This is a genomic window from Devosia sp. LjRoot3, from assembly GCF_964252865.1.
In the GTDB taxonomy this organism is placed as follows: Bacteria; Pseudomonadota; Alphaproteobacteria; order Rhizobiales; family Devosiaceae; genus Devosia.
In genome coordinates this window covers 82,277-103,084 of sequence record NZ_CAXUPK020000007.1, presented here as the reverse complement: position 1 = coordinate 103,084, position 20,808 = coordinate 82,277, and the positions used below count along the sequence as shown (strand labels likewise).

The 20,808-nt window shown below is 62.1% G+C and carries 17 protein-coding genes; 2 read left to right on the top strand and 15 right to left on the bottom strand.

The window, feature by feature from the left end; genetic code table 11:
- Positions 1-89: 89 nt before the first annotated feature.
- The 9 genes from ACSQ2A_RS21265 to ACSQ2A_RS21225 all read right to left on the bottom strand — a co-directional run bounded on the left by ACSQ2A_RS21265 (position 90) and on the right by ACSQ2A_RS21225 (position 11,500).
- Positions 90-2,105, bottom strand: a complete 2,016-nt coding sequence (locus ACSQ2A_RS21265; protein WP_436073847.1) for a methyl-accepting chemotaxis protein — start codon at positions 2,103-2,105, stop codon at positions 90-92.
- Between the two features lie 199 nt (positions 2,106-2,304).
- Positions 2,305-3,708 carry an adenosylhomocysteinase gene (gene ahcY / locus ACSQ2A_RS21260; protein WP_295414328.1) on the bottom strand — a complete coding sequence of 468 codons (1,404 nt, stop codon included), beginning with the start codon at positions 3,706-3,708 and terminating at the stop codon, positions 2,305-2,307.
- Between the two features lie 88 nt (positions 3,709-3,796).
- Positions 3,797-4,303 carry a DUF2937 family protein gene (locus ACSQ2A_RS21255; protein WP_436073846.1) on the bottom strand — a complete coding sequence of 169 codons (507 nt, stop codon included), beginning with the start codon at positions 4,301-4,303 and terminating at the stop codon, positions 3,797-3,799.
- 44 nt (positions 4,304-4,347) lie between these two features.
- Positions 4,348-6,168, bottom strand: coding sequence for a glycosyltransferase family 2 protein (locus ACSQ2A_RS21250; RefSeq protein WP_436073845.1), 1,821 nt, complete (start codon positions 6,166-6,168; stop codon positions 4,348-4,350).
- Positions 6,169-6,177: 9 nt separating this feature from the next.
- On the bottom strand, positions 6,178-6,822 hold the full coding sequence (locus ACSQ2A_RS21245) for an acyl-homoserine-lactone synthase (protein ID WP_436073844.1): 645 nt from the start codon (positions 6,820-6,822) through the stop codon (positions 6,178-6,180).
- Between the two features lie 368 nt (positions 6,823-7,190).
- Positions 7,191-7,907, bottom strand: a complete 717-nt coding sequence (locus tag ACSQ2A_RS21240) for a helix-turn-helix transcriptional regulator (protein ID WP_295414321.1) — start codon at positions 7,905-7,907, stop codon at positions 7,191-7,193.
- A gap of 115 nt (positions 7,908-8,022) precedes the next feature.
- Positions 8,023-9,015, bottom strand: coding sequence for an Hsp33 family molecular chaperone (locus ACSQ2A_RS21235; RefSeq protein WP_295414475.1), 993 nt, complete (start codon positions 9,013-9,015; stop codon positions 8,023-8,025).
- A gap of 167 nt (positions 9,016-9,182) precedes the next feature.
- Entirely contained in the window at positions 9,183-10,115 is a 933-nt protein-coding gene (argF, locus tag ACSQ2A_RS21230; protein WP_295414319.1) for an ornithine carbamoyltransferase, read from the bottom strand.
- Positions 10,116-10,300: 185 nt separating this feature from the next.
- Positions 10,301-11,500: an aspartate aminotransferase family protein gene (locus tag ACSQ2A_RS21225; RefSeq protein ID WP_436073843.1), complete on the bottom strand. Its 1,200-nt coding sequence runs from the start codon at positions 11,498-11,500 to the stop codon at positions 10,301-10,303.
- A gap of 364 nt (positions 11,501-11,864) precedes the next feature.
- Between ACSQ2A_RS21225 and ACSQ2A_RS21220 the strand changes: the two genes are divergently transcribed.
- On the top strand, positions 11,865-12,437 hold the full coding sequence (locus tag ACSQ2A_RS21220; protein ID WP_295414473.1) for a GcrA family cell cycle regulator: 573 nt from the start codon (positions 11,865-11,867) through the stop codon (positions 12,435-12,437).
- 231 nt (positions 12,438-12,668) lie between these two features.
- Here the strand turns inward: ACSQ2A_RS21220 and ACSQ2A_RS21215 are convergent, their stop codons facing one another.
- The 6 genes from ACSQ2A_RS21215 to cfa form a co-directional block, all read right to left on the bottom strand.
- Positions 12,669-12,929 (bottom strand): hypothetical protein, encoded by a 261-nt coding sequence (locus ACSQ2A_RS21215; protein WP_436073842.1) that lies wholly within the window; start codon positions 12,927-12,929, stop codon positions 12,669-12,671.
- A gap of 153 nt (positions 12,930-13,082) precedes the next feature.
- Positions 13,083-14,285, bottom strand: coding sequence for a beta-ketoacyl-[acyl-carrier-protein] synthase family protein (locus ACSQ2A_RS21210; RefSeq protein WP_436073841.1), 1,203 nt, complete (start codon positions 14,283-14,285; stop codon positions 13,083-13,085).
- Positions 14,282-14,626: a phosphopantetheine-binding protein gene (locus tag ACSQ2A_RS21205; RefSeq protein WP_295414311.1), complete on the bottom strand. Its 345-nt coding sequence runs from the start codon at positions 14,624-14,626 to the stop codon at positions 14,282-14,284. The genes ACSQ2A_RS21210 and ACSQ2A_RS21205 overlap by 4 nt, the downstream gene beginning before the upstream one ends.
- Positions 14,627-14,813: 187 nt before the next feature.
- Positions 14,814-15,971 carry an SGNH/GDSL hydrolase family protein gene (locus ACSQ2A_RS21200; protein WP_436073840.1) on the bottom strand — a complete coding sequence of 386 codons (1,158 nt, stop codon included), beginning with the start codon at positions 15,969-15,971 and terminating at the stop codon, positions 14,814-14,816.
- Positions 15,968-16,537 carry a TetR/AcrR family transcriptional regulator gene (locus ACSQ2A_RS21195; RefSeq protein ID WP_436073839.1) on the bottom strand — a complete coding sequence of 190 codons (570 nt, stop codon included), beginning with the start codon at positions 16,535-16,537 and terminating at the stop codon, positions 15,968-15,970. Before ACSQ2A_RS21195 ends, ACSQ2A_RS21200 begins: the two co-directional genes overlap by 4 nt.
- Before the next feature lie 81 nt (positions 16,538-16,618).
- A complete protein-coding gene (gene cfa, locus ACSQ2A_RS21190) occupies positions 16,619-17,737 on the bottom strand; it encodes a cyclopropane fatty acyl phospholipid synthase (RefSeq protein WP_436073838.1) in 1,119 nt (372 codons plus the stop codon).
- A gap of 147 nt (positions 17,738-17,884) precedes the next feature.
- Here cfa and polA point away from each other — a divergent pair, with 147 nt between their 5' ends.
- Positions 17,885-20,806 (top strand): DNA polymerase I, encoded by a 2,922-nt coding sequence (gene polA, locus ACSQ2A_RS21185; protein WP_436073837.1) that lies wholly within the window; start codon positions 17,885-17,887, stop codon positions 20,804-20,806.
- Positions 20,807-20,808: the final 2 nt, after the last annotated feature.

Genomic DNA, 20,808 nt, shown 5'->3' with positions numbered 1-20,808 from the left:
CAGTAAGCACAAACAGGGTAAAAATTCCGCTACCGGGCAAAACGAAAGGGGCCCGATGGGCCCCTTTGCAGCATGATGTCCGGCTGAGATCAGAACTCGGACCAGTCTTCCTTGAGGGCGGCATTGCCCTGGGTGAGATAGGCCGCGGCGGCCGCCTTCATCTTGGGCTGGCTCCTCGTCGGCGCCGGGCGGGCAGCAAGGCCGGGGCGGGCGTCGAGGGCGAAGACATCGACGATGCGGTCAAGTTCGCTCGCCTGGTTTTCGGTCTGCTCGATGGCGGCATTGACCTCTTCGACCAGCGCCGCATTGTGCTGGGTCATCTCGTCCATCTGGCGGACGGCGGTGTTGACCTCGTCGATGGCCGAAGCCTGTTCGCGGCTGGCGCGGGCGATGTCATCGAGCAGCGCAGTATTGGCGCGCAGCGCATCCATCATGGAGGTCAGCTTGCCGGCGGCATCGGCCACGAGTTTTGAACCCGTGCCAACTTCCTGCGCGCTCTGTTCGATCAGCGCCTTGACCTCGGACGAGGCATTGGCAGCCGACTGAGCCAGACGCCGCACTTCCACAGCGACCACGGCAAAGCCCTTGCCCGCTTCACCGGCGCGCGCCGCTTCCACCGAAGCGTTGAGCGCCAGCAGGTTGGTCTGGAAGGCGATGTCGTCGATCATGCCGATGATGTTGGAGATCTTCGAGGAGGACTGGGTAATCCGCTCCATCGCCGAATTGGCCTGCTCCATCACCGCGCCGCCTTCTTCGGCGGAACGCGAGACCAGACCCGCCTTCTGGCTGGCATCTGCCGCCTTCTTGGCGTTTTCGGTGACCGTTTGAGCCAGCTGCTCCATGGACGCAGAGGTCTCTTCGATGGTCGCCGCCTGGCGCGTGGTGCGCTCGGAGAGATCGTTGGCGCCGGAGAGGATTTCACTGGTCGCAGTTTTCAGCGTGCCCGAGGTGCCGCGCAACTGGCCGACGATATCGGTGAGCTTGTCGGCCACTGCATTGATGTCGATCTTGAGCTTGCCGAAGGCGCCGCGATGCTCGCCCACCATGCGCTGGGTGAGATCGGTATTGGCAAGGGCGGAGAGCACCGAGCCGGTTTCGTTGAGGCCATGATCGACGCTGTCGACGAGGCGATTGACCGAATTGGCGAGGTCATTGAGCTCTGCATCGGGGAACTGGGCCGGCACGCGATGGGAGAAATTACCCTCGACGGCCGAATTGACCACGTCGCCGAAGGAGCGCTGCAGCTCCACCATCATCTTCTGGCGGGCTTCAGAATCGCGAATGATGCGGGCGGCTTCTGCCTCGGTCATTTCGGCGACCTTCAGACCATTCTCGCGGAAGACTTCCACGGCGCGCGCCATGGCGCCGATTTCGTCGCCACGGGCCGTGCCATCGATCACCGTGTCATAGGCGCCGTCGGCGACCTGCACCATGGCCTTGTTGAGTTCCACCATGGGCTTGGCGATCGAGCGGGCGATGACAACGCCGACGATCAGGATGGCCACGATGATGGCGAGCGTGATTACGCCGCCTTCAAGCGCGGACTGCCAGAAGATCGCGTCCACCTGATTGAACAGAATGCCCGAGGCAATGCTCCAGCCCCAGGGCTCGAAACCCTGCGCATAGGAGACCTTGTCGGCCAGCCCGCCCTCGGGCTTGGTGAAGAGATAGGTCTGGAAGGCCGAGCCATTGGCCTTCACGTTCTCCACCATTTCCTTGATGTAGAGCGTGCCGTTGCCGTCTTTTTCGATGGCGCGGTCCGAGCCCTGCTTTTCGGGCTTGGTCGGATGCATCAGCATCACGAGGTCATAGGTATCGACAAAGAAATATTCGTTGCCCTGATAGCGCATGCCGCGCAGGGTTTCGAGCGCTAGGGATTTGGCCTGATCTTCGCTGAATTCGCCCGCCTGCGAGCGGTCGTAAAAGCTCTGAACCGTCGAGACCGCGGTCTGCACCACACTCTGCAATTCGGTGCGTTTGAACTCTTCGAGATTCACGCGCTGATTGTAGAGCTGATAGGAGACGACCCCCATCATGCCGACAGCAAAAATAGCCAGCAGGCCATAGAGCCTGCGCGACAAACTACCCGTAAGCCAATTCAACATTTGGGTTCCCTATTCAATGCACCCAAATCTGACGGCAGACGCTACGGCAGTTCGGTGGTTCTATGAGAGCAAAAATGCGGCTTTGTGATTAATCGGGCGTAAAGGATGCCGGGGCGGCCAACTTATTTTGATGCTTCAAGAAAAAAGGGGCCCGCCGAAGCGAGCCCCTGGTCTGCAACCGGCCCCTGGGGCCGGAAAATCAGTAGCGGTATTCGTTCGACTTGAACGGGCCGTTTTCGCTGACCCCGATATAGTCGGCCTGGGTCTTGCTCAGCTTGGTGAGCTTGGCGCCGAGTTTGGCGAGGTGCAGCTCGGCGACCTTTTCGTCGAGATGCTTGGGCAGCACGTGCACCTTCTTTTCGAGCTTTTCGCCATTGGTCCAGAGTTCGATCTGGGCCAGCGTCTGGTTCGAGAAGGAAGCGGACATGACAAAGCTCGGGTGACCCGTGGCATTGCCAAGGTTCACGAGACGCCCTTCGGAGAGAAGGATCAGGCGCTTGCCGTTGGGCTGCTCGATGAGGTCAACCTGCGGCTTGACGTTGGTCCACTTGAAGTTGCGCAGGCCCAGAACGTCGATCTCGTTGTCGAAGTGGCCGATATTGCAGACGATGGCCATGTCCTTGAGGTTGCGCATGTCATCGACCATCAGCACGTCGCGGTTGCCCGTGGCGGTGACGACGATGTCGGCGCGGTGCGCGGCTTCTTCGAGGGTCACGACCTCAAAGCCTTCCATGGCGGCCTGGAGAGCACAGATCGGATCGACTTCGGTGACGAGCACGCGGGCGCCGGCGCCACGCAGGGATTCGGCCGAACCCTTGCCCACGTCGCCATAGCCGCAAACGATGGCGACCTTGCCGGCCAGCATCACGTCGGTACCGCGACGGATGGCGTCGACGAGCGATTCACGGGTGCCGTACTTGTTGTCGAACTTGGATTTGGTGACCGAGTCATTGACGTTGATGGCCGGGAACGGCAGCTCGCCCTTGGCGTGCAGCTGATAGAGGCGCATCACGCCCGTGGTGGTTTCTTCTGAAACGCCGCGGATGGCGTCCTTGATCTTGGTGAAGAAGCCGGGGGTCTTTTCGAGACGGCGCTTGATGGTGGCGAAGAAGATTTCCTCTTCCTCATTGCCGGGCTTGGCGAGGACGGAGATATCCTTCTCGGCCTTGGCGCCGTTGAGGATGTACATGGTGGCATCGCCACCATCATCGAGGATCATGTTGGGGGTGAGGCCATTGCCCCAGTCCATCATGCGATCGGTGAAATCCCAGTATTCTTCCAGCGTCTCACCCTTGTGGGCAAAGACCGGAATGCCGGCGGCAGCGATGGCGGCAGCGGCGTGGTCCTGGGTCGAGAAAATATTGCACGAGACCCAGCGCACTTCGGCGCCAAGCGCGACCAGCGTCTCGATCAGAACGGCGGTCTGGATGGTCATGTGCAGCGAGCCGGCGATGCGGGCGCCCTTGAGGGGCTGGGCCGCGGCATATTCCTCGCGGATTGCCATCAGGCCCGGCATTTCGATCTCGGCGATCTGGATTTCCTTGCGGCCGAAATCGGCCAGCGAAATGTCCCTAACCGCGTAATCGGTCGTCTGACGAGTCATGCTCGGTCTCCGGAAGAATTTTGGTTGGTCCTCCTATACGCAAGAGACCCGCCGCATTCAACCGGGGATATAAAGGTATGTTTATGTCTTATGAACGGTAATAGAGGCGCCGGCGGCGGAAGGGCAGCGCGCAGAAGCGCACAAGTCCGGACACGACCAGATAGCCGAGCCCGAAGCCGGCCGCGGCATAAAACAGCCCTTCCATGGTGACGGGCACGGCCGGCTGGTAGTTTTCGAGCGTCCTTCGGCCGATATCGGTGTCGAGGAAGGACGGCAGGTTCTTGAACCGCTCAAGCGGATCGGCGCCCTGGATCTTTTGCAGCGTCTGGCTCAACTGGTCATAGCGCACAAAGGTGCGCTCCATGCTCTCGCCGCGATCGGCGAGGAATGTGTCGCTGGAGCTCTGATAGCGGTCGAGCGCGCCATCCCGGTCCAGCCCCGCCTCCTGGGCTGCATTGTCAAAATCCGCGGTCACAACACGCAATTCGTCCACCGCCCCGCCGAGGCGCTGGGTATATTGCTGCGCATATTCAGGAAACTGGCTCAGCATCACCGCCAGCCCGACCCCACCGACACTGGCCAGCATGCGCCGCATGTTTTCATCCCTCTCCTGCCGCACGGAGCAGTGTGCCCGAGCCGCTATTCGGCGGCAACCTGCCGCCTGGCCGTGTCAGAAACGGGGCGATGGGCCGTCTTGATCCAATCAAAGGGTTTTAGGGTTAAATCAACCAGCGCCCGCAACGTCGCCCAGGCCGCTGCGATCCAATAGACCGGCAGCAACAATTGCCAGGGGAGGAGCCGCATCTGCCCGGTGCGGATGAGGCCCACGATCTGGATGGCAAAGGCGATGCCATAGCCAAGCGCCAGGACCGAGAGGCAGCTTGCCGCCCATAGGTCGAGCCGCAGCAATTCGCCACGACCGATGACGAGGGCGAAAAGGCAGGTGAGCAGAAAGCCGGTATGCAGGAGCGGCGATAGGATCATCCCAAAAACCACGATCTCGAACACCAGAAAGCGCCACCAGCCCAGATCCCGGATCAACTGGCGGGGGTGACGATTGTGGACAAGCAGGGTCTGCATCCAGCCCTTCATCCAGCGCCGCCTTTGTCCCATCCAGACGCGCAGCGATTCCGGGGCGTCCTCGTAGGTCGCCGAACTGCTTGTGCCGCAACTGAGCCGCCGCCGCGCCAACCGAACGCCAAGATCAGCATCCTCGGTGACATTGTAGGCGTCCCAGCCCCCAATGGCGCGAAGGCTCGCGAGCCTGAAATGGTTCGAGGTTCCGCCCAGGGGCATCACCATGCCCCAGCGCCCCAGGGCCGGCAGAAAGACGGAAAAAAGCGCGGCATATTCGCCGGCAAAGAGCGCCGGCAGCGCGCCCTTCCGGCCATTGGCGATCACCAGCCGCGCCTGAATGCAATGAAGGTGCGGCGCGCGGCGGAACTGGTTGACGACCTGCCGCAATTGCCCCGGTTCCGGGCGGTCTTCGGCGTCGAAAACCACGACGAACTCGCCCCGGCAGAAGGGTAGCGCGAAATCGAGCGCCTTGGGCTTGGTCAGCGGCAAGGCATGGGGCACTTCCACAAGCGAAAAGCGCGCATCGCCCAGGTGCCGGCGCACCGCCGCCACGGTCTTGGGCGAGCGCTGTTCGACCACGAAGATGATGTCGAGCCGGTGGGCGGGATAATCGAGCGCCCGAAGACCGCGACACAGCTGGTCGACCATGTCGGCCTCGTCGCGCAGCGGCACCAGCACCGAATAGAGCGGCAGGTCCTGCGGATCGACCCGCGCCTCGGGCGCCGTGGCGCGATTGGGGGTGAAGAGGGACGCAAGGCGAATAAGCGCGGGCAGCAGCATCACGGCAGCCCAGGCCGGCATCGCCCAGGCGGAAGCGAGATAGGGCAAGGCAAGCAGCGTCGCGACGAGGGCAAGCACCAGCGCGCCAAAAGCGAGACGCACACCCAGTGTCAATTCAAGACTGGCCGTGGCGCTCGGCCAATGGCGCACGAGCCCCTGCCGCGCCGCAACAAGCAGATCGGGCGCGGCTGCCGCCGCGAGATATTGGCGCAAGGCGGCGCCCGGCACGATACAGAGCCGCCGGGTCAGCGATGGATCGGTGTCGTGGAGCGCACCGAGCCGCATGAGCCCGTTGAAGTCGGGCGCGGCATAGGCCACCTCTTCGCCCAACGTCGTCGCCCGCACGAAATGCACATCGGCGAGACGCTCGATCCGCAAGGGTCCGGCCGAACCGCTGCCAGCCGGAATGACATCGAAAAAGGTTAGTCCGAACGCCGTGGCGCCACGCTCGAGAGCCGTGCTGATATCGATATTGAGGGAAAAGGCCGCGTGGAGGAGCGGGTCGACTTCGGTCAGCAGCGCTTCCTCAAGCAGGCGCCTTGCCACTGCCTCGTCGCCGTCCGTCCCGACAATGGCCCGCATGAGCCTGAAGGCGCGCGGCATGGCGCACCGTCAGGCCGTCAGGGCCTCGCCTTGCCCTCGTCGCAGCGCAGAGGCCGGGATGAGCGCATGGCTCATCCCGGTGGCCCGCCGCACATTGTAGAGGGCCTGCTCGGAAACCTCGATCCAGGCGGCGACAGTGGCCTTGCCGTCGACCAGGACTGGTGCTCCGAGCGGGGTAATCCTCCAGCCCACGCTGGTGCCGTGCTCCACCATGGACAGAGAGGAAACGAAAGTGATGAAGGTAAAGCCCTCCGCGAGGGCATATTCCATCATCGCGCAGAAAAGGGCTGCAGACTCGGGTGCGCGCCGCCGGCCTTCGCGTCGATCTGGACGAACATAAAAGCGCGTCCAATCGGCCCCAAGCGAAGGGTCGGCAGGGAGGTCTCCAAGCACAAGCCCGTGAAACACTGTCTGCAGCAAGTTTGGTCTGTTGAGCGGGGTGATACGCGAGCCGCCAACAAGCTCGTCGCCATCGGTGACGAGGATGTGGGTTGCGTCCGCATTGTCGAAGTCATCGATGTCGCGCCCATCGGGCCGACGCAAGTCATTCCACCCCTGAAGATCAACGAAAATCTTGTGACGCAGGCGGTAGTTCTCCTCGAGAAGCCGAGGATTGTCACCGCTAACCGGCGCGCGGATGATATGCACTTGCATTCCCTTGCCCCCAAGTTGCCTGCATCGTTGCAGAGCATTTGGCACGGCGGTCACGCGGCTGAAAATCGGCAAATCTCCCAATAGCCAGGAGGCCGTTTCCGGCGAAAATACGCGGCTTTTTTCTAAAATTTGAGTCGGCGCACGACGCGTCCCAATAGTCAGTGGGAACGTTCGCTCTAGGCGCGCGCTGCTTTCTTTATCTTCACGGTGTCATTCCCGCGAAAGCGGGAATCCCGTCGGTGCCGAAAACAGAGATTCCCGCTTTCGCGGGAATGACACCGGGGATGGAAGCCAACCGTGCGGGTGGTCCGAAACAAGGACTTTCGCCAGTTTCGAGCCTTCGACCCGAATTCGATCGCGACGGGGCTTTAAAGCACGATCAGCTTCTGGCGGATGGCCTCAACCACGGTGTGGAGGCGATTATTGGTGCCGAGCCGCCTTTGCGCGTTTTCGCAATGCTGATTGACGGTCCTGAAACTGAGGCCGGTGATATCAGCGATTTCCGAGGCCGTCTTGCCCACCGCGACCCATTTGAGCACCTCGGCTTCGCGTGGCGTGATGAGCCGCCGGACGGGAGTGCGGTCCATGGTATTGAGGAAGCGCAGCCGCCCATGGGCATAGAGCGCCAGCATGTGCAGTTCCAAGCGCTGCTTTTCGTCGAGCCAGTCGGTTCGGCCGACCAGCGAGACGACGCCCTGCATGCCGCCTTCGAGATGGACCGGCACGCAGAGGCCTTCATCCATGCCGAAGTCGCGCGCTTCATCCATTACGCGCCGCGCCGAAAAGTCCTCGGCACGATCATAGGGCGCCGCCGACCAATCGAAGGGCAATGTGGTTGCAAAGCAGTTCCGCGCCACGGGGTCGACATCGACATAGCCAAGATTGGTATAGCGCCGGTACCACTCGTCATCCCAGCCCGAGAGCAGCACGAAAGGGCGCACATCCATGCCGCGATCGGGGAGGCCGGAAATGATGAAGCGTTCGAAGCCATACTTGCGGATGGCGTCGAGCACCACCGCATGAATGCCGTGCTGGCTTTCCTGGTTCTGCAGGGCTTCGATCGTCAACATCAAGTCGACATTCATTTGGATGCAGCTCCCCCTGCTGACCCTTATGAGCGCAATTTTGCCGAGGCCCGAAAAAAATTCAAGTCAGGCGCCGAAGAATAGACGACAAATATCTTTCCGGCGCCTGAAAGGTTTAGTGCTTCACCTGAAACTGGTGTGGGTTGAACCGGTAGGCCGACGAGCAGAACTCGCAGACCACTTCTATCTCGCCATTGACCGCCATATCCTCGCGCTCTTCGTCGGAGAAGTTATTGGCGAGCATTTCCTCGATCCGGTCGGCCGAGCAGGTGCAGCGCTCTTCAAGCGGCAGCGCCGGGAACACGCGCACGCCGGTCTCGTGATAGAGCCGGAACAGCAGGCGCTCGGGCGAGACTTCGGGATCGGCCAGTTCCACATCGGCGACAGTCGCCAGCATGGAGCGCGCTTCGGCCCAGCCGTCCGCTTCCTTGAAATTCGGGTCGGTGTTCTCGAAATTGCCGTCGCCCGGCAGATCGGCCATGCGCACCAGGCCACCTTCAGGCAGGTGCTGGATCAGCATGCCGCCGGCGCGCCAGCGCGGACGATGGTCACCCCGCACCGACATCTGCGCCACGGCGAGACGCACCTGGGTGGGGATCTGTTCGGACTGCAGGAAATAGGTATGGGCGACCTCTTCGAGGCTATGGCCGTCGAGTGCCACGATCCCCTGATAGCGTTCCGTATGCGCACCCTGGTCGATGGTCATGGCCAGGTGACCCTTGCCGAGCAGTTCGGCCGGGCTCGTGCGGCCAGCTTCGGCCGCCTTGACCACCATGTCGTGATCGAAGCGGGCATAGCCGCGCATGCCATCGGGCGCGTCGAAATCGACAACGATCAGATTGACCGGACCATCGGTCTGGGTCTGGAGGATCAGCCGGCCTTCGAATTTCAGCGACGAACCGATAAGCGCGGTCAGCACCACGGCTTCACCGAGGAGGCGCGCGACGGGCGCAGGATAATTGTGGCGCGAGAGGATAGCATCGAGCGAAGCGCCCAGATGCAGGATGCGGCCGCGGGTATCGAGCTTTTCAAGAGTGAAGGGCACCACGGCATCATCGCCGGTTTCAGGGCGATCAAGGCCCATGGCGGAAAGGAAACTGTCAGTCATGGTCGTCGGTTCCGTGGTCATTCTATAGGCTTTCGAATGAGGCTACGCCCCGGGAGCGAAACGCGCCACTCTCCAATCCTGCAAAGCCATCATGTCCGCGAAAGCGGAAATCCCCGCTCTCGCGGGGATGATGCTCTTGAGTAAGGAACGGCGGCGCGAAAACGCGCCTAGTTCGTTTCAACCCCGAAGGCCCAGCACAAAATGGCTTTCTGGGCATGGAGGCGATTTTCGGCCTCGTCGAACACTACCGACTGGGGACCATCGATCACTTCGTCGGTCACCTCGTCGCCGCGATGGGCGGGCAGGCAGTGCATGAACAGGGCGTCCTTATTCGCCAAGCTCATCAAATTGGTATTCACCTGATAGGGTTTCAAGACCCGGCGGCGCTCGGCGGCATCGACGTCACCCATCGAGACCCAGGTGTCGGTGATGACGAGATCGGCGCCTTCGACGGCCTCGCGTGGATCCTCGATCAGCTTGGCATATTTGCCGGCCCGTGTGATGTCCTGCATCAGGTCCTTTTCCGGGCTATATTCGTCGGGGGTCGCGATGGTCAGCTCGCATTCGAAGAGCTCGGCCGCGTTCACCCAGGAGTGCAGCACATTATTGCTGTCGCCCACCCAGGCAATCTTGGCGCCGCGGATATCGCCGCGGTGCTCTTCGAAAGTCATAAGGTCGGCCATGATCTGGCACGGATGCGCGCGACGCGTCAGGCCGTTGATCACGGGCACGGTCGCCGCTTCGGACAGTTCGAGGAGATCAGCATGGGAAAGAATGCGGATCATGATGGCGTCGACATAGCGGCTCATCACCTTGGCCGTATCGGCCAGGGTTTCCTCGCGCGAAAGCTGCATTTCCTGGCCGGACAGCATGATGGTCTCGCCACCGAGCTGGCGCATGCCGACATCGAAGGACACGCGGGTGCGGGTCGACTGGCGCTCAAAGATCATGGCCAGCACCTTGTCCTTGAGGAGCTGAGGCCGGTCGCCGTCTTTGAGGCGAGCTTTCAGCGCACCCGCCTGATTGAGCATGCCGCGCAGTTCGGCATAGGAAAGATCGTCGATAGAAAGAAAATGCCTGGGGGTACCGGTCGATGACATGGGCCGGGTTCCTTTGTGACGCTTATGAAATTGGGGCGGCCGCAGCCGCGGGTTTGCACTCTGCCCTAAGGGCATGTCTCCCGAAAGTGGTTACCGGTTTCGGGACAAAGACATGCCGTCTCAGCGAGGCGGAGGGAACAAACCGCGTCGGCGACGCCCAAAATGATAAAACGTCAACATGACGATCAGCTCGCCGCCGGCGCCGCAGCCGCTTCCGCCTCGATGGCGTCGAAGGCCGCCGAGATTTTTGCCATGGCCAGCTCGATATCGGCCTCGGAAACGATCAGCGGCGGCAGGAGACGCAGCACATTGTCGCCTGCCCCGATGCAGAGGAACTGATGATCATCGCGCAGGCGCGTGACCATGTCGCGCACCGGGGTCGAGAGCTTGATGCCCGAGAGCAGGCCCTTGCCGCGCAGTTCCAGCACATAGTCCGGATATTTTTGCGCTAGCTGCTGCAGGTGCCAGGAGAGGCGCTGGCCCATGGCGTTGACATTGTCGATGAAGCCCGGCGCCAGCACACGGTCGAGCACGGCATTGCCGACCGCCGTCGCCAGGGGATTGCCACCATAAGTGGAGCCATGCGTGCCCGGCACCATGGAAGCGGCGACATCGCCCTTGGCGAGGCACGCGCCGAGCGGGAAGCCGCCGCCAATGGCTTTTGCCACAGCGACGATATCGGGGGTGATGCCGGACCATTCATAGGCAAAGAAGCGACCGGTCCGGCCAAAGCCGCACTGCACTTCGTCGAGAATGAGCAGCATGTCATTGTCGTCGCAAAGCTTGCGCAGACCCTGCATGAATTCGCTCGACATGGCGGTCACCCCGCCCTCGCCCTGCACGGGCTCGATGAGGATGGCGCAGGTTTCGGGCGTGATCAGGGCCTTGACGCTGTCGAGATCGCCGGGCTTGGCATGCTTGAAGCCGGGGGCCGGAGGCCCAAAACCTTCGAGATAGTCGGGATTGCCGCCGGCCGCGATGGTGCCGAGCGTCCGGCCATGGAAGGAACCGGAAAAAGCGATGACTTCGTAGCGGTCGCCCTGACCCTTGGCCCAGAAATAGTGACGCGCCGTCTTGATGGCGCATTCGATGGCTTCGGCGCCCGAATTGGTAAAGAAGACCGCGTCGGCAAAGGTGGCATCCACCAGCCGCTGCCCAAGCCGTTCCTGTTCGGGAATAGTAAAGGTATTGGCCGTGTGCCAGACCTTGTCGGCGGCAGCCTTGAGCGCGCTCACCAGATGCGCATCGCCATGGCCCAGCGCGTTCACCGCTACGCCCGAGTGAAAGTCGAGATATTCGCGTCCATGCTGGTCAAAAAGGCGCATGCCTTCGCCGCGCTCGAACGAAACTTCGGAACGGGCGTAGGTGGCATAGAGCGCAGACATGGATTTCTCCCCTTTCAACTTCGGGAGGTGGGATCAAAAGCGTGGCAAACCTGCCACACAAATCAAAAACGCGCCCCTCAGGCAGCGCGTTTGGTGGGAAGAAATAGGCGGTTTTTACCCGTCAAGTCAACGCTCTCGGGCCCAAGTGCCTGATTTGACTCAAGGAATGTTAGCGCAAAATTAACCACTGATTTTTGGGGGGAAAATGCCCCCGACTCTTGATCCCGATTCCTGCGATGTCGTAGTGTCTAACTCGTTGGGGAACACGAGATATCGTGTGGCGGACCCACTCAGCATACGAGCTGTAGAGTCGAAAAGGCTGCCAGGCCACTTTGGCGGCATGAGAGAGGATTCTAAGTTGACGATGGTTACCGGAACGCAGCCCAATGGTTGGACCGACGAGCGTGTCGAGCTTCTGAAGAAGCTTTGGATGGAAGGTCTCAGCGCCAGCCAGATCGCCGGCGAACTGGGCGAAGGCGTCACCCGCAATGCCGTCATCGGCAAGGTGCACCGCCTCAAACTTTCGGCCCGCGCCAAGCCCACCAATACTACACCGCGCGCCCGGCCCGCGCCGCGCCAGGCGCCGCGCCGTCCGTCCGGCCCCAGCATTTCTGCCGGTGTCAGCTCGATGGCCGCCGCCGCCAAGCCGCGCCCGCAGGTCATGCAGCGTCCGCAGGTGATGGGCGCCACCGCCCTTGCCATGTCGCCGCAGATCGAAGCCGAGCTCTATGTCGCCCCGGCGAGCCAGGAGCTCTTCATTCCCGAAGACAAGCGCCTCAGCCTGCTGCAGCTCAACGAGCACACCTGCAAGTGGCCGATCGGCGACCCGCTCTCAAAAGATTTTTATTTCTGCGGCCAGCACAGCCTCGAGACCGGCCCCTATTGCGATTTCCACTCGCGCCGGGCCTATCACCAGCTCGACAAGAAGAAGCGCTGAGTTTTCGGCAGCTTTCAACAAAAACCCAAAGGGCGCCCGCGAGGCGCCCTTTTGTTTGGCCGGGACCAGCGATCCCAGAGGGCTTGGCGCTTCGACTGAGCCACGACGACCTCCCTTCCACCGGCTGTCATCCCGGCGAAGGCCGGGATCCATCTTGAGATTTCAGGGTGGGCGCCGGCCTTCGCCGGGGTGACTACCGAGGGTAGGGACAGTTCAAATTGGAAGTAAACGTTAGTGTGCCGACGCCCGACTATTGGGATCGCGCCCGACCACCACCGGCAGACCATGCCTTTCGGCAATGACGCGTCGGCCTAGATGCGTCAGCTTCAGGCCCTTCGGAGTGATGACCGCAAGGCCGTGGAAACAAAGCCCGCGCAGGATCGACCACTCAACGTCCTTTTGCACGTCCGCCGTCATGGCCAGCATGACGATATGTTCGGGCATCGTCAGTTGCGTCCACCGGATCGGCTCCGCCTTCTGAAAGAGGGCCACTTTTTCCTCCACAACAGCGCCAGGTGTTTCCCCAACGTGCGGGCCGCGCAGGTGGTTGCGCGCATTTGCGTTTCCTGCTGCCGATCAGGCGAACCAAAAAAGAAGGGCGCCGTGAGGGCGCCCTTTCCATTGCCTGATATCGACCAGCCTGCGTCAGGCGGCCGACAGAACCAGCGAGCAGTTGATGCCGCCAAAGGCGAAGGAATTGCTGATGCCGATCTTGCCGGAAATCGGCTGGGCCTTGTTGGGCACGCAATTGATCGCATGCATGGCCGGGTCCGGCTCCAGGAAATTGATCGTCGGCGGGGCGATGCCCTCGTTGAGCGCCTTGACCGTCACGATAGCCTCGATGACACCCGCCGCCCCGATCAGATGACCATGGATCGGCTTGGTGGACGACACGGCAAGATTGCTCATGCCATCGCCGAAAACGCGGGTCAGCGCCTCGGCCTCGGCAACGTCGTTGGCGATGGTGCCCGTTCCATGGGCGTTGCAATAGGCAATCTCGGATGGCGAGACACCCGCATCCTCAAGGGCCCGGCTGATCGCGGCGGACGAGCGTACCGGATCGGCGCGCAACAGGTCCTTGGCATCGCTCGTCGTGCCATAGCCGCGCAGCATGCCGACGATGGGCGCTCCACGCTCCTGGGCCAGATCGAGACGCTCAAGCACCATGACGCCGGCGCCTTCGCCCATCATCATGCCATCGCGACCCTTGGAGAAGGGACGCTGGGCCGTTGGCGTGAGCACGCGCAGCATTTCCCAGGCCAGCATGGACGAGGGAATGACCATGGCTTCCGAGCCGCCCACAATGGCGCGGTCGACAATGCCAGCACGGATCAGTTGCAGGCCAAGGCCAATGGCCTGAGCCGAAGACGAGCAAGCGCCGGCCGTCGCCAGCAGCGTGCCGGTAATGCCAAAAGCCATGGCGACCTGACAGGCGGCCGCATTGGGCATGATCTTCGGGATCGCCATCGGGTCGCCGCGCGTGCCCGAGGTGAACGAGCCATACATGGAGGCCGTGGTTTCGATACCGCCAATGCCGGTGCCGATGATCAGCGCCACCCGGTCGCCCCATTCGCGCGGCTCTGCCCCGGCAGCCTCGATGGCTTCCTTGGCGGCAACGATGGCAAGGGCGGAAAACCGGTCGAGCGTCCGGGCCTGGTTGGGCGTAAAATGGTCCGCCATGTCGAAAGGAGCGCGCGCCGCAATTTTCACGTGGCTGCGGGCGAACTCGTCTCCCTCGAGCCGGGAAACCTTGGGGTCGCCATCGCGCGCGGCCTGCCAGAGCGCATCAACGCCCAGACCTGCCGCCGTCACACACCCCATGCCAGTAATGGCGACCGGTACACTCACTGCGCTGCGCCTCCGGCGGCGGCCTTGGGTGCCATGGCGGCCGATGCCGGCTCGGCGGTCTTGATGCGCGCCACCAGCAGGTCGAGCAGTTCAGCCAGCGTGTTGACGGTGCTGAGTTCGCCATCGATCGGCAGGTAAATGCCGTACTTTTCCTCGATGCCCATGAGCAGCATCACCACATCGAGCGATTCAAAGCCCAACGAACGGAAGCTGGCCTCGGGCACCAGCTTTTCACGCTCGACGCTGCGTTCGGTCATGATCAGCTGAATGATTTCTTCGCGCAGGACATCGTCCGACGGCAACACGCGGGGGGTAGAAGCGGGGGTACCCGTTTCGCTCATGATAGCTCCTCAAATAAATCCGGCTCAGCCCCAGATGTGGGAACCGTAAATGCCAAGGACTCACGCATATATATCGGTGGCAACAAACACCTCGATCACAATACTGTCGCCGGGTGCGTCCACACGGTCAATAGGCTGGTGACGAAGTTACGGCAAGCAGAACTCGGCGCGTCGGGCCATGAAGGCTTCAGGCATCGCGGTTTCCGGCAAGGACGCCAGAAAACACCTTTTCGGCAAACCGCCGCCCCATGAGCTCATGGGCGGCCCCATCCGGATGCAGCTCATCGGGCAAGGGCAGCCGCACATTGTCGTCCGCGCCATAGAGTTCGAGCCCGTCGAGATAGTGGATACTGGGATCGCTGGCCGAGCGTTGCGCCACGATGTCCCGCACCTTCTGGCGGATGGTCACAAGCGTGAGCTTGCCCTTGGCCACCTCCTCCGCATTGCCCTCGGCGCGGAACAGCAGACGACCCTCCGCCAAGGCAGAAAAATCGAACTGGCCCGGGCCGGGCGTCGTTTCGTGGATCGGGCAATAGACCGGCGACATCACCACCAGCGGCGTTTCGGGATGCCCTTCGCGGATCGTATCGAGAAAGCCGTGCAGCGCCGGGCCGAAGGCGCGCATGCGCATCAGGTCGAGATTGACGAGATTGATGCCCATCTTGACGCTGATCAGGTCGGCTTCCGTGTCGCGCATGGCGCGCGCGGTAAACGGATCGAGCAGCGCATTGCCGCCAAAGCCCATGTTTATGAGGTCGACTTCCCCCAGCGTCGCCGCCACAACCGGCCAGATGCCGGTCGGCGAGGTGGCGTTGGAGCCCTGGCTGATCGAGCTACCATGATGGAGCCAGGTTTTTCGCGCGGGGACGGCCGCAAGGTCCGCATCGGCCCGCAAAGCCACCAGCTCTGTCATCTCGTCATGCGGCAGCCAAATTTCGACGAGCTTGTCCCGCCCCGGCAGGTTTTCGAAACGCAGCACCTGCACCTCGCCCGGCTCCAAAACCATGGATGGCGGCGCCATGCCGATACGCATCACGCGCCCGCCGAGCGCGCTTCTTTGCCGTGTCAGCTCTCCATCGATCCGCAGATCGTAGACACCATCGGGTCGCGCCGGCATGCCGGTATAGACGCGCTTGGTCGGCAGCACGTCCAATTCCACCACGCTTGCCGCTGTCCGGAATTTCAGCCGCACGCCCGAAGGCTGGCGCTCCGCCATGGAGAAGCCGGCGTCCTCATTCTGCTGCCGCGCTTTTGCGGGCAGGCGATGCGGCTGCAGGCCCGTCTCCGTCCGCTCCAGTTCCTGCGCACCGAAAACCAGATCAGCGGTAATGGCAAAATTCTTCATGTTGTCGTCCAGCTCTTGAGCGTCAGGTCGAGCGCATCGAGCCCGCGCTGCCAGGATTGATCAGGCTCGGGCTGGCTATGGGCAAAACTGCCGCCGAGTTCGAGCAACGAAAAACCGAGAAAGAAGGAGCCTAGCAGCCGCACGGCATGCACCTGGTCGGCCTCGGCGAGCCCGTAGCCCCGCAAGGCCGCCAGCATGGTTCGCGCCAGGCGCACCCCGCCGCTCCCCACTGCCTGCTCCGCCGAAAGCGGAAACCGCGCTGCCTCGAACAGCCCCGGATGCTCCCCGGCAAAACGCCGATGCACCTCGGCCAGCGCCACCAGGGCCTCTTTCCCCGCGCGCCCCGCAACTGCCTCATCGGCCCTGTCCGCCAGCAGGTCCAGCGCCCGTAGAGCAACACCGGCCTTGAGGTCATCCGAATTGCGCACATGCGAATAAAGGCTTGCGAGTTTTACCTCGAACATCCGCGCCAGCTCCGCCAGCGTCAGCGCGGCAAAGCCCCCCCGGTCGGCGAGGTCGCACCCCGCCTCAACCAGCCTTTCCCGTGTCAGTCCAACCCGCGGCATCGCAGTTTCCTAATGCTAATAGTTTTTATCCTACTACCATTAGGTTTTGCGAATTGGCAAGGGGTCCCGGCGATTGAACCTTCAGCGCATGCTGCGATATCCGCCCGCGACCCCACTGGGCGAGAGCACCAATTGCCAGAGGTTGATCTTGCGGGCGCGGAACATGGCGGCGAAGCTCGACAGGTAGTAGCGCCACATCCGCCGGAAGCGCTCGTCATATTTCTCGCCCTTCAGCGTCGGCCAGGCGGCATCGAAATTGTCACGCCAGACCAGCAGCGTCCGGTCGTAGTCCGCGCCGAAATTATGCCAGTCCTCCATGACGAAGAGGCCTTCCACGGCCCTGCCGATCTGGGCAATCGAAGGGAGCATGCCATTGGGAAAAATGTATTTTTCGCTCCAGGGGTCGCCATGTGTCGTCGAAAGATTGCCGCCGATGGTATGGAGCAGGAAAAGCCCATCGGACTTGAGCAGCCCAGCAGCCTTTTCGAAATAGGCGCGATAGTTCTTGTAGCCCACATGCTCGAACATGCCGATTGAGACGATCCGATCGAACTGCCCATCGAGCGCCTGATAGTCGAGGAGCCTGGTTTCGACGGGAAGCCCCCTGCTCCGTTCATTGGCCAGTGCCGCCTGTTCCTTGCTGACGGTCACGCCAAGCCCGGAAACCCCATATCGCTCAGCCGCGAATTTCAGGAACCCGCCCCAGCCTGAGCCGATATCGAGGATGTGCATGCCGGGCGCCAGGCCCAGTTTTCGGCAGATGAGGTCGAACTTGGCCTCCTGGGCCGTTTCGAGATCGGTCGCATCCCGCCAATAGCCGCAGGAATAGACCATGCGACTATCGAGCATGGCAGCATAGAGATCGTTGCCCATGTCATAGTGCTTCTCCCCGACTTCGGTGACCCGCAGGCGCTGGAGATTGAGCAGACGACCCTTGGCAAGGCTCCACATGACGGCCAGGTCCTTGGGGAAAGCGTCCTGGATATTGCCGCTGACGAGGCGGAACAGGAACTCATCGAGCGCCTCCGCGTCCCACCAGCCGTCCATGTAGCTTTCGCCCAGCCCCAGCGAGCCATCGCGCAGCAGGCGCGCCCATAATCGGTCGTTATGAACCCGCGGCGCCCAAGGTTCGGGGCCGTTGATTTCGATGCCGACGGCACGGAGCCGGCCGGTGACGAAGTGCTTGGCAGAACTGGACATGGCAACACCAGAAGGGGTCGGCAATGCGATGAGGGTATCTCCATCGTTGATTGACGATCAAGTCCCGATGCAACCCGTGCAAAATCCGGGTACCCTCTTTGTTCCCAACCCTTTAAAGTCGCCGCCGGACTTAAGGGGAATCGTCTCATGCATTTGCTGCTCGTCGATGGCTCGGGCTATATTTTCCGCGCCTTCCACGCCTTGCCGCCACTCAGCCGCAAGTCCGATGGCCTGCCGGTCGGCTGCGTGCAGGGGTTCTGCAACATGCTGTTCAAGCTCACGCAGGACATGGAAGGCGAGGAAACGCCCACCCACATGGCCGTCATCTTCGACGCCAAGGGCAAGACGTTCCGCGACGACCTCTATCCCGAATACAAGGCCCAGCGCCCGCCCGCGCCCGAAGAGCTGGTGCCGCAATTCCCGCTGACCCGCTCGGCCACCCGCGCCTTTTCCATTCCTTCAATCGAGATGGAAGGTTGGGAGGCCGACGACATCATGGCGACCTATGCCGTGATGGCGCGCGATGCCGGCTGGAAGGTGACCATTGCCTCGTCCGACAAGGACCTGATGCAGCTCGTCGAGCCCGATGGTTCCATTCGCCTCCTCGACACCATCCCCCGCCCCGGCCAGCCGCCGCTGCGCTGGATCGGCCCTGATGAAGTTTTCACCAAATTCGGCGTCACGCCCGACAAGGTCATCGACGTGCAGGCGCTTTGCGGCGACAGCGTCGACAACGTCCCCGGCGTCCCCGGCATCGGCGTCAAGACGGCCGCTGAGCTCATCAATACCTATGGCAATCTCGAAACCCTGCTTGAGCGCGCCACCGAGATCAAGCAGAACGCCCGCCGCGAAAAGCTGATCGCCAATGCCGAACTCGCCCGCATTTCCAAAAAGCTGGTGACGCTAGAGCAAAAAGTCCCGGTCGAAATCGACCTCGACGGCCTCATCCGCCAGCCCATGGCGCCCTCGGCCCTGTTCCCATTCCTCAAGGCAATGGAATTCGCCACGATCACCAAGCGCATGGCGGCGCTGCTTGAAGCCAATCCCGATGATTTTGAAGCCGATCCCGCGCTGAAGGCCGGCGCGGAAACGCCTGTGCCCGGCGTCCCGCAAAAGTCGGCCAACCTCTCGGTCGCCAAGGCAAAGCTCGCCGCCAATGTCGTGCCCGGCTCGGGCCCTGCCCGCTTTGCCGCCGAAGAGCATGCGCGCATCAAGGCGATCCCGGTCAATTACGACGACTACGAGACCGTCACCACGCCCGAGCGCCTCGCCGCCTGGGTCGCAAAAATCGTCGATGCCGGCCTCGTCGCCATCGATACGGAAACCACCGGCCTTGATCCGCAGACCGCCGACCTCGTCGGCATCTGCCTCTCCACCAAGATCGGCGAAGGCTGCTATATCCCCGTCGGCCACGCGCTCGCCGGCGACCTGCTCTCCGGCGGCGGGCTCGTTGAAGGCCAGCTGCCCATTCGCGACGTGCTCGATGCGCTCAAACCCGTCATCGAAAGCGCGGCGATCCTGAAGATCGGCCAGAACGTCAAATATGACATGGAGATTTTCTGGCGTTACGGCATCAACATGGCGCCGATCGACGACACCATGCTCATTTCCTATGCGCTCGATGGCCCGCAATATAATGGCCTCGACGTGCTCGCCGACCATTGGCTCAACCACAAGACCATCACCTTTTCCGCGCTCGCCGGCACCGGCAAGGGCCAGAAGACTTTTGACCAGCTCGATATCCCCTCCGCCGCGCGCTACGCCGCCGAAGACGCCGATATCACCCTCAGGCTCTGGCATGTCCTGAAACCGCGCCTTGCGGCGGAAAATGCCACGACGCTCTACGAAACCCTCGAACGGCCCCTGGCCCCGGTGCTCGCCCGCATGGAAGCGCGCGGGATCACTGTCGATCGCCAGATTCTCGCCCGCCTCTCGGGCGATTTCTCCCAGCGCGCCGCCGCCTTCGAGGCGGAGGCCTATGAGCTGGCCGGCCAGAGTTTTAACCTCGGCTCCCCAAAACAGCTGGGCGAAATCCTCTTCGACAAAATGGGCCTCGAAGGCGGCACCAAGACCAAAACCGGCGCCTGGTCGACCGGCGCCGACGTGTTGGAAGACCTCGCGCTCAAGGGCATCCCGCTCGCCCGCACCATTGTCGATTGGCGCCAGCTGACCAAACTCAAGGGCACCTATACCGATGCCCTCCCCACCTATATGAACCAGCGCACCGGCCGCGTGCACACGTCCTATTCGCAGGCCTCCGTGCTCACCGGGCGCCTCTCGTCCAACGATCCGAACCTCCAAAACATTCCGGTTCGCACCAGCGACGGCCGAAAAATCCGCACCGCCTTCGTCGCCGCACCCGGCAAGACGCTGATCTCGGCCGACTATTCCCAGATCGAACTGCGCGTCCTTGCCCATATCGCCGATATCCAGGCGCTCAAGGACGCGTTCGAGGAAGGCCTCGACATTCACGCCATGACGGCCTCGGAAATGTTCAACGTGCCGGTGGAAGGCATGCCGAGCGAAGTGCGCCGTAGAGCCAAGGCGATCAACTTCGGCATCATCTACGGCATTTCCGCCTTCGGCCTCGCCAACCAGCTCGGCATCGCCCGCGGCGAAGCCGGCGACTACATCAAGACCTACTTTGAGCGCTTCCCGGGCATCAAAGATTACATGGATGCCCAGAAGGTGAAGGTGAAAGCCGACGGCTTTGTCACCACCATCTTTGGCCGCAAAATCCAGTTCCCCAATGCCAATTCCGGCAATCCCAGCGAACGCAGTTTTGTGGAACGCGCCAGCATCAACGCCCCCATCCAGGGCTCAGCCGCCGACATTATTCGCCGCGCCATGATCCGCATGGAGCCGGAACTGAGAAAAGCTCGCATTGATGCCGACATGCTGCTGCAGGTCCACGACGAACTGATCTTTGAAGTGCCCGAAGGCACAGAAGATCAGGCGATCCCGGTGATCAAACGCGTCATGGAAGGCGCCGCAGAACCGGCCGTGCGGCTAACCGTGCCGATCCAGGTGGACGCGCATGCGGCAAAGAATTGGGATGAGGCGCACTAGAT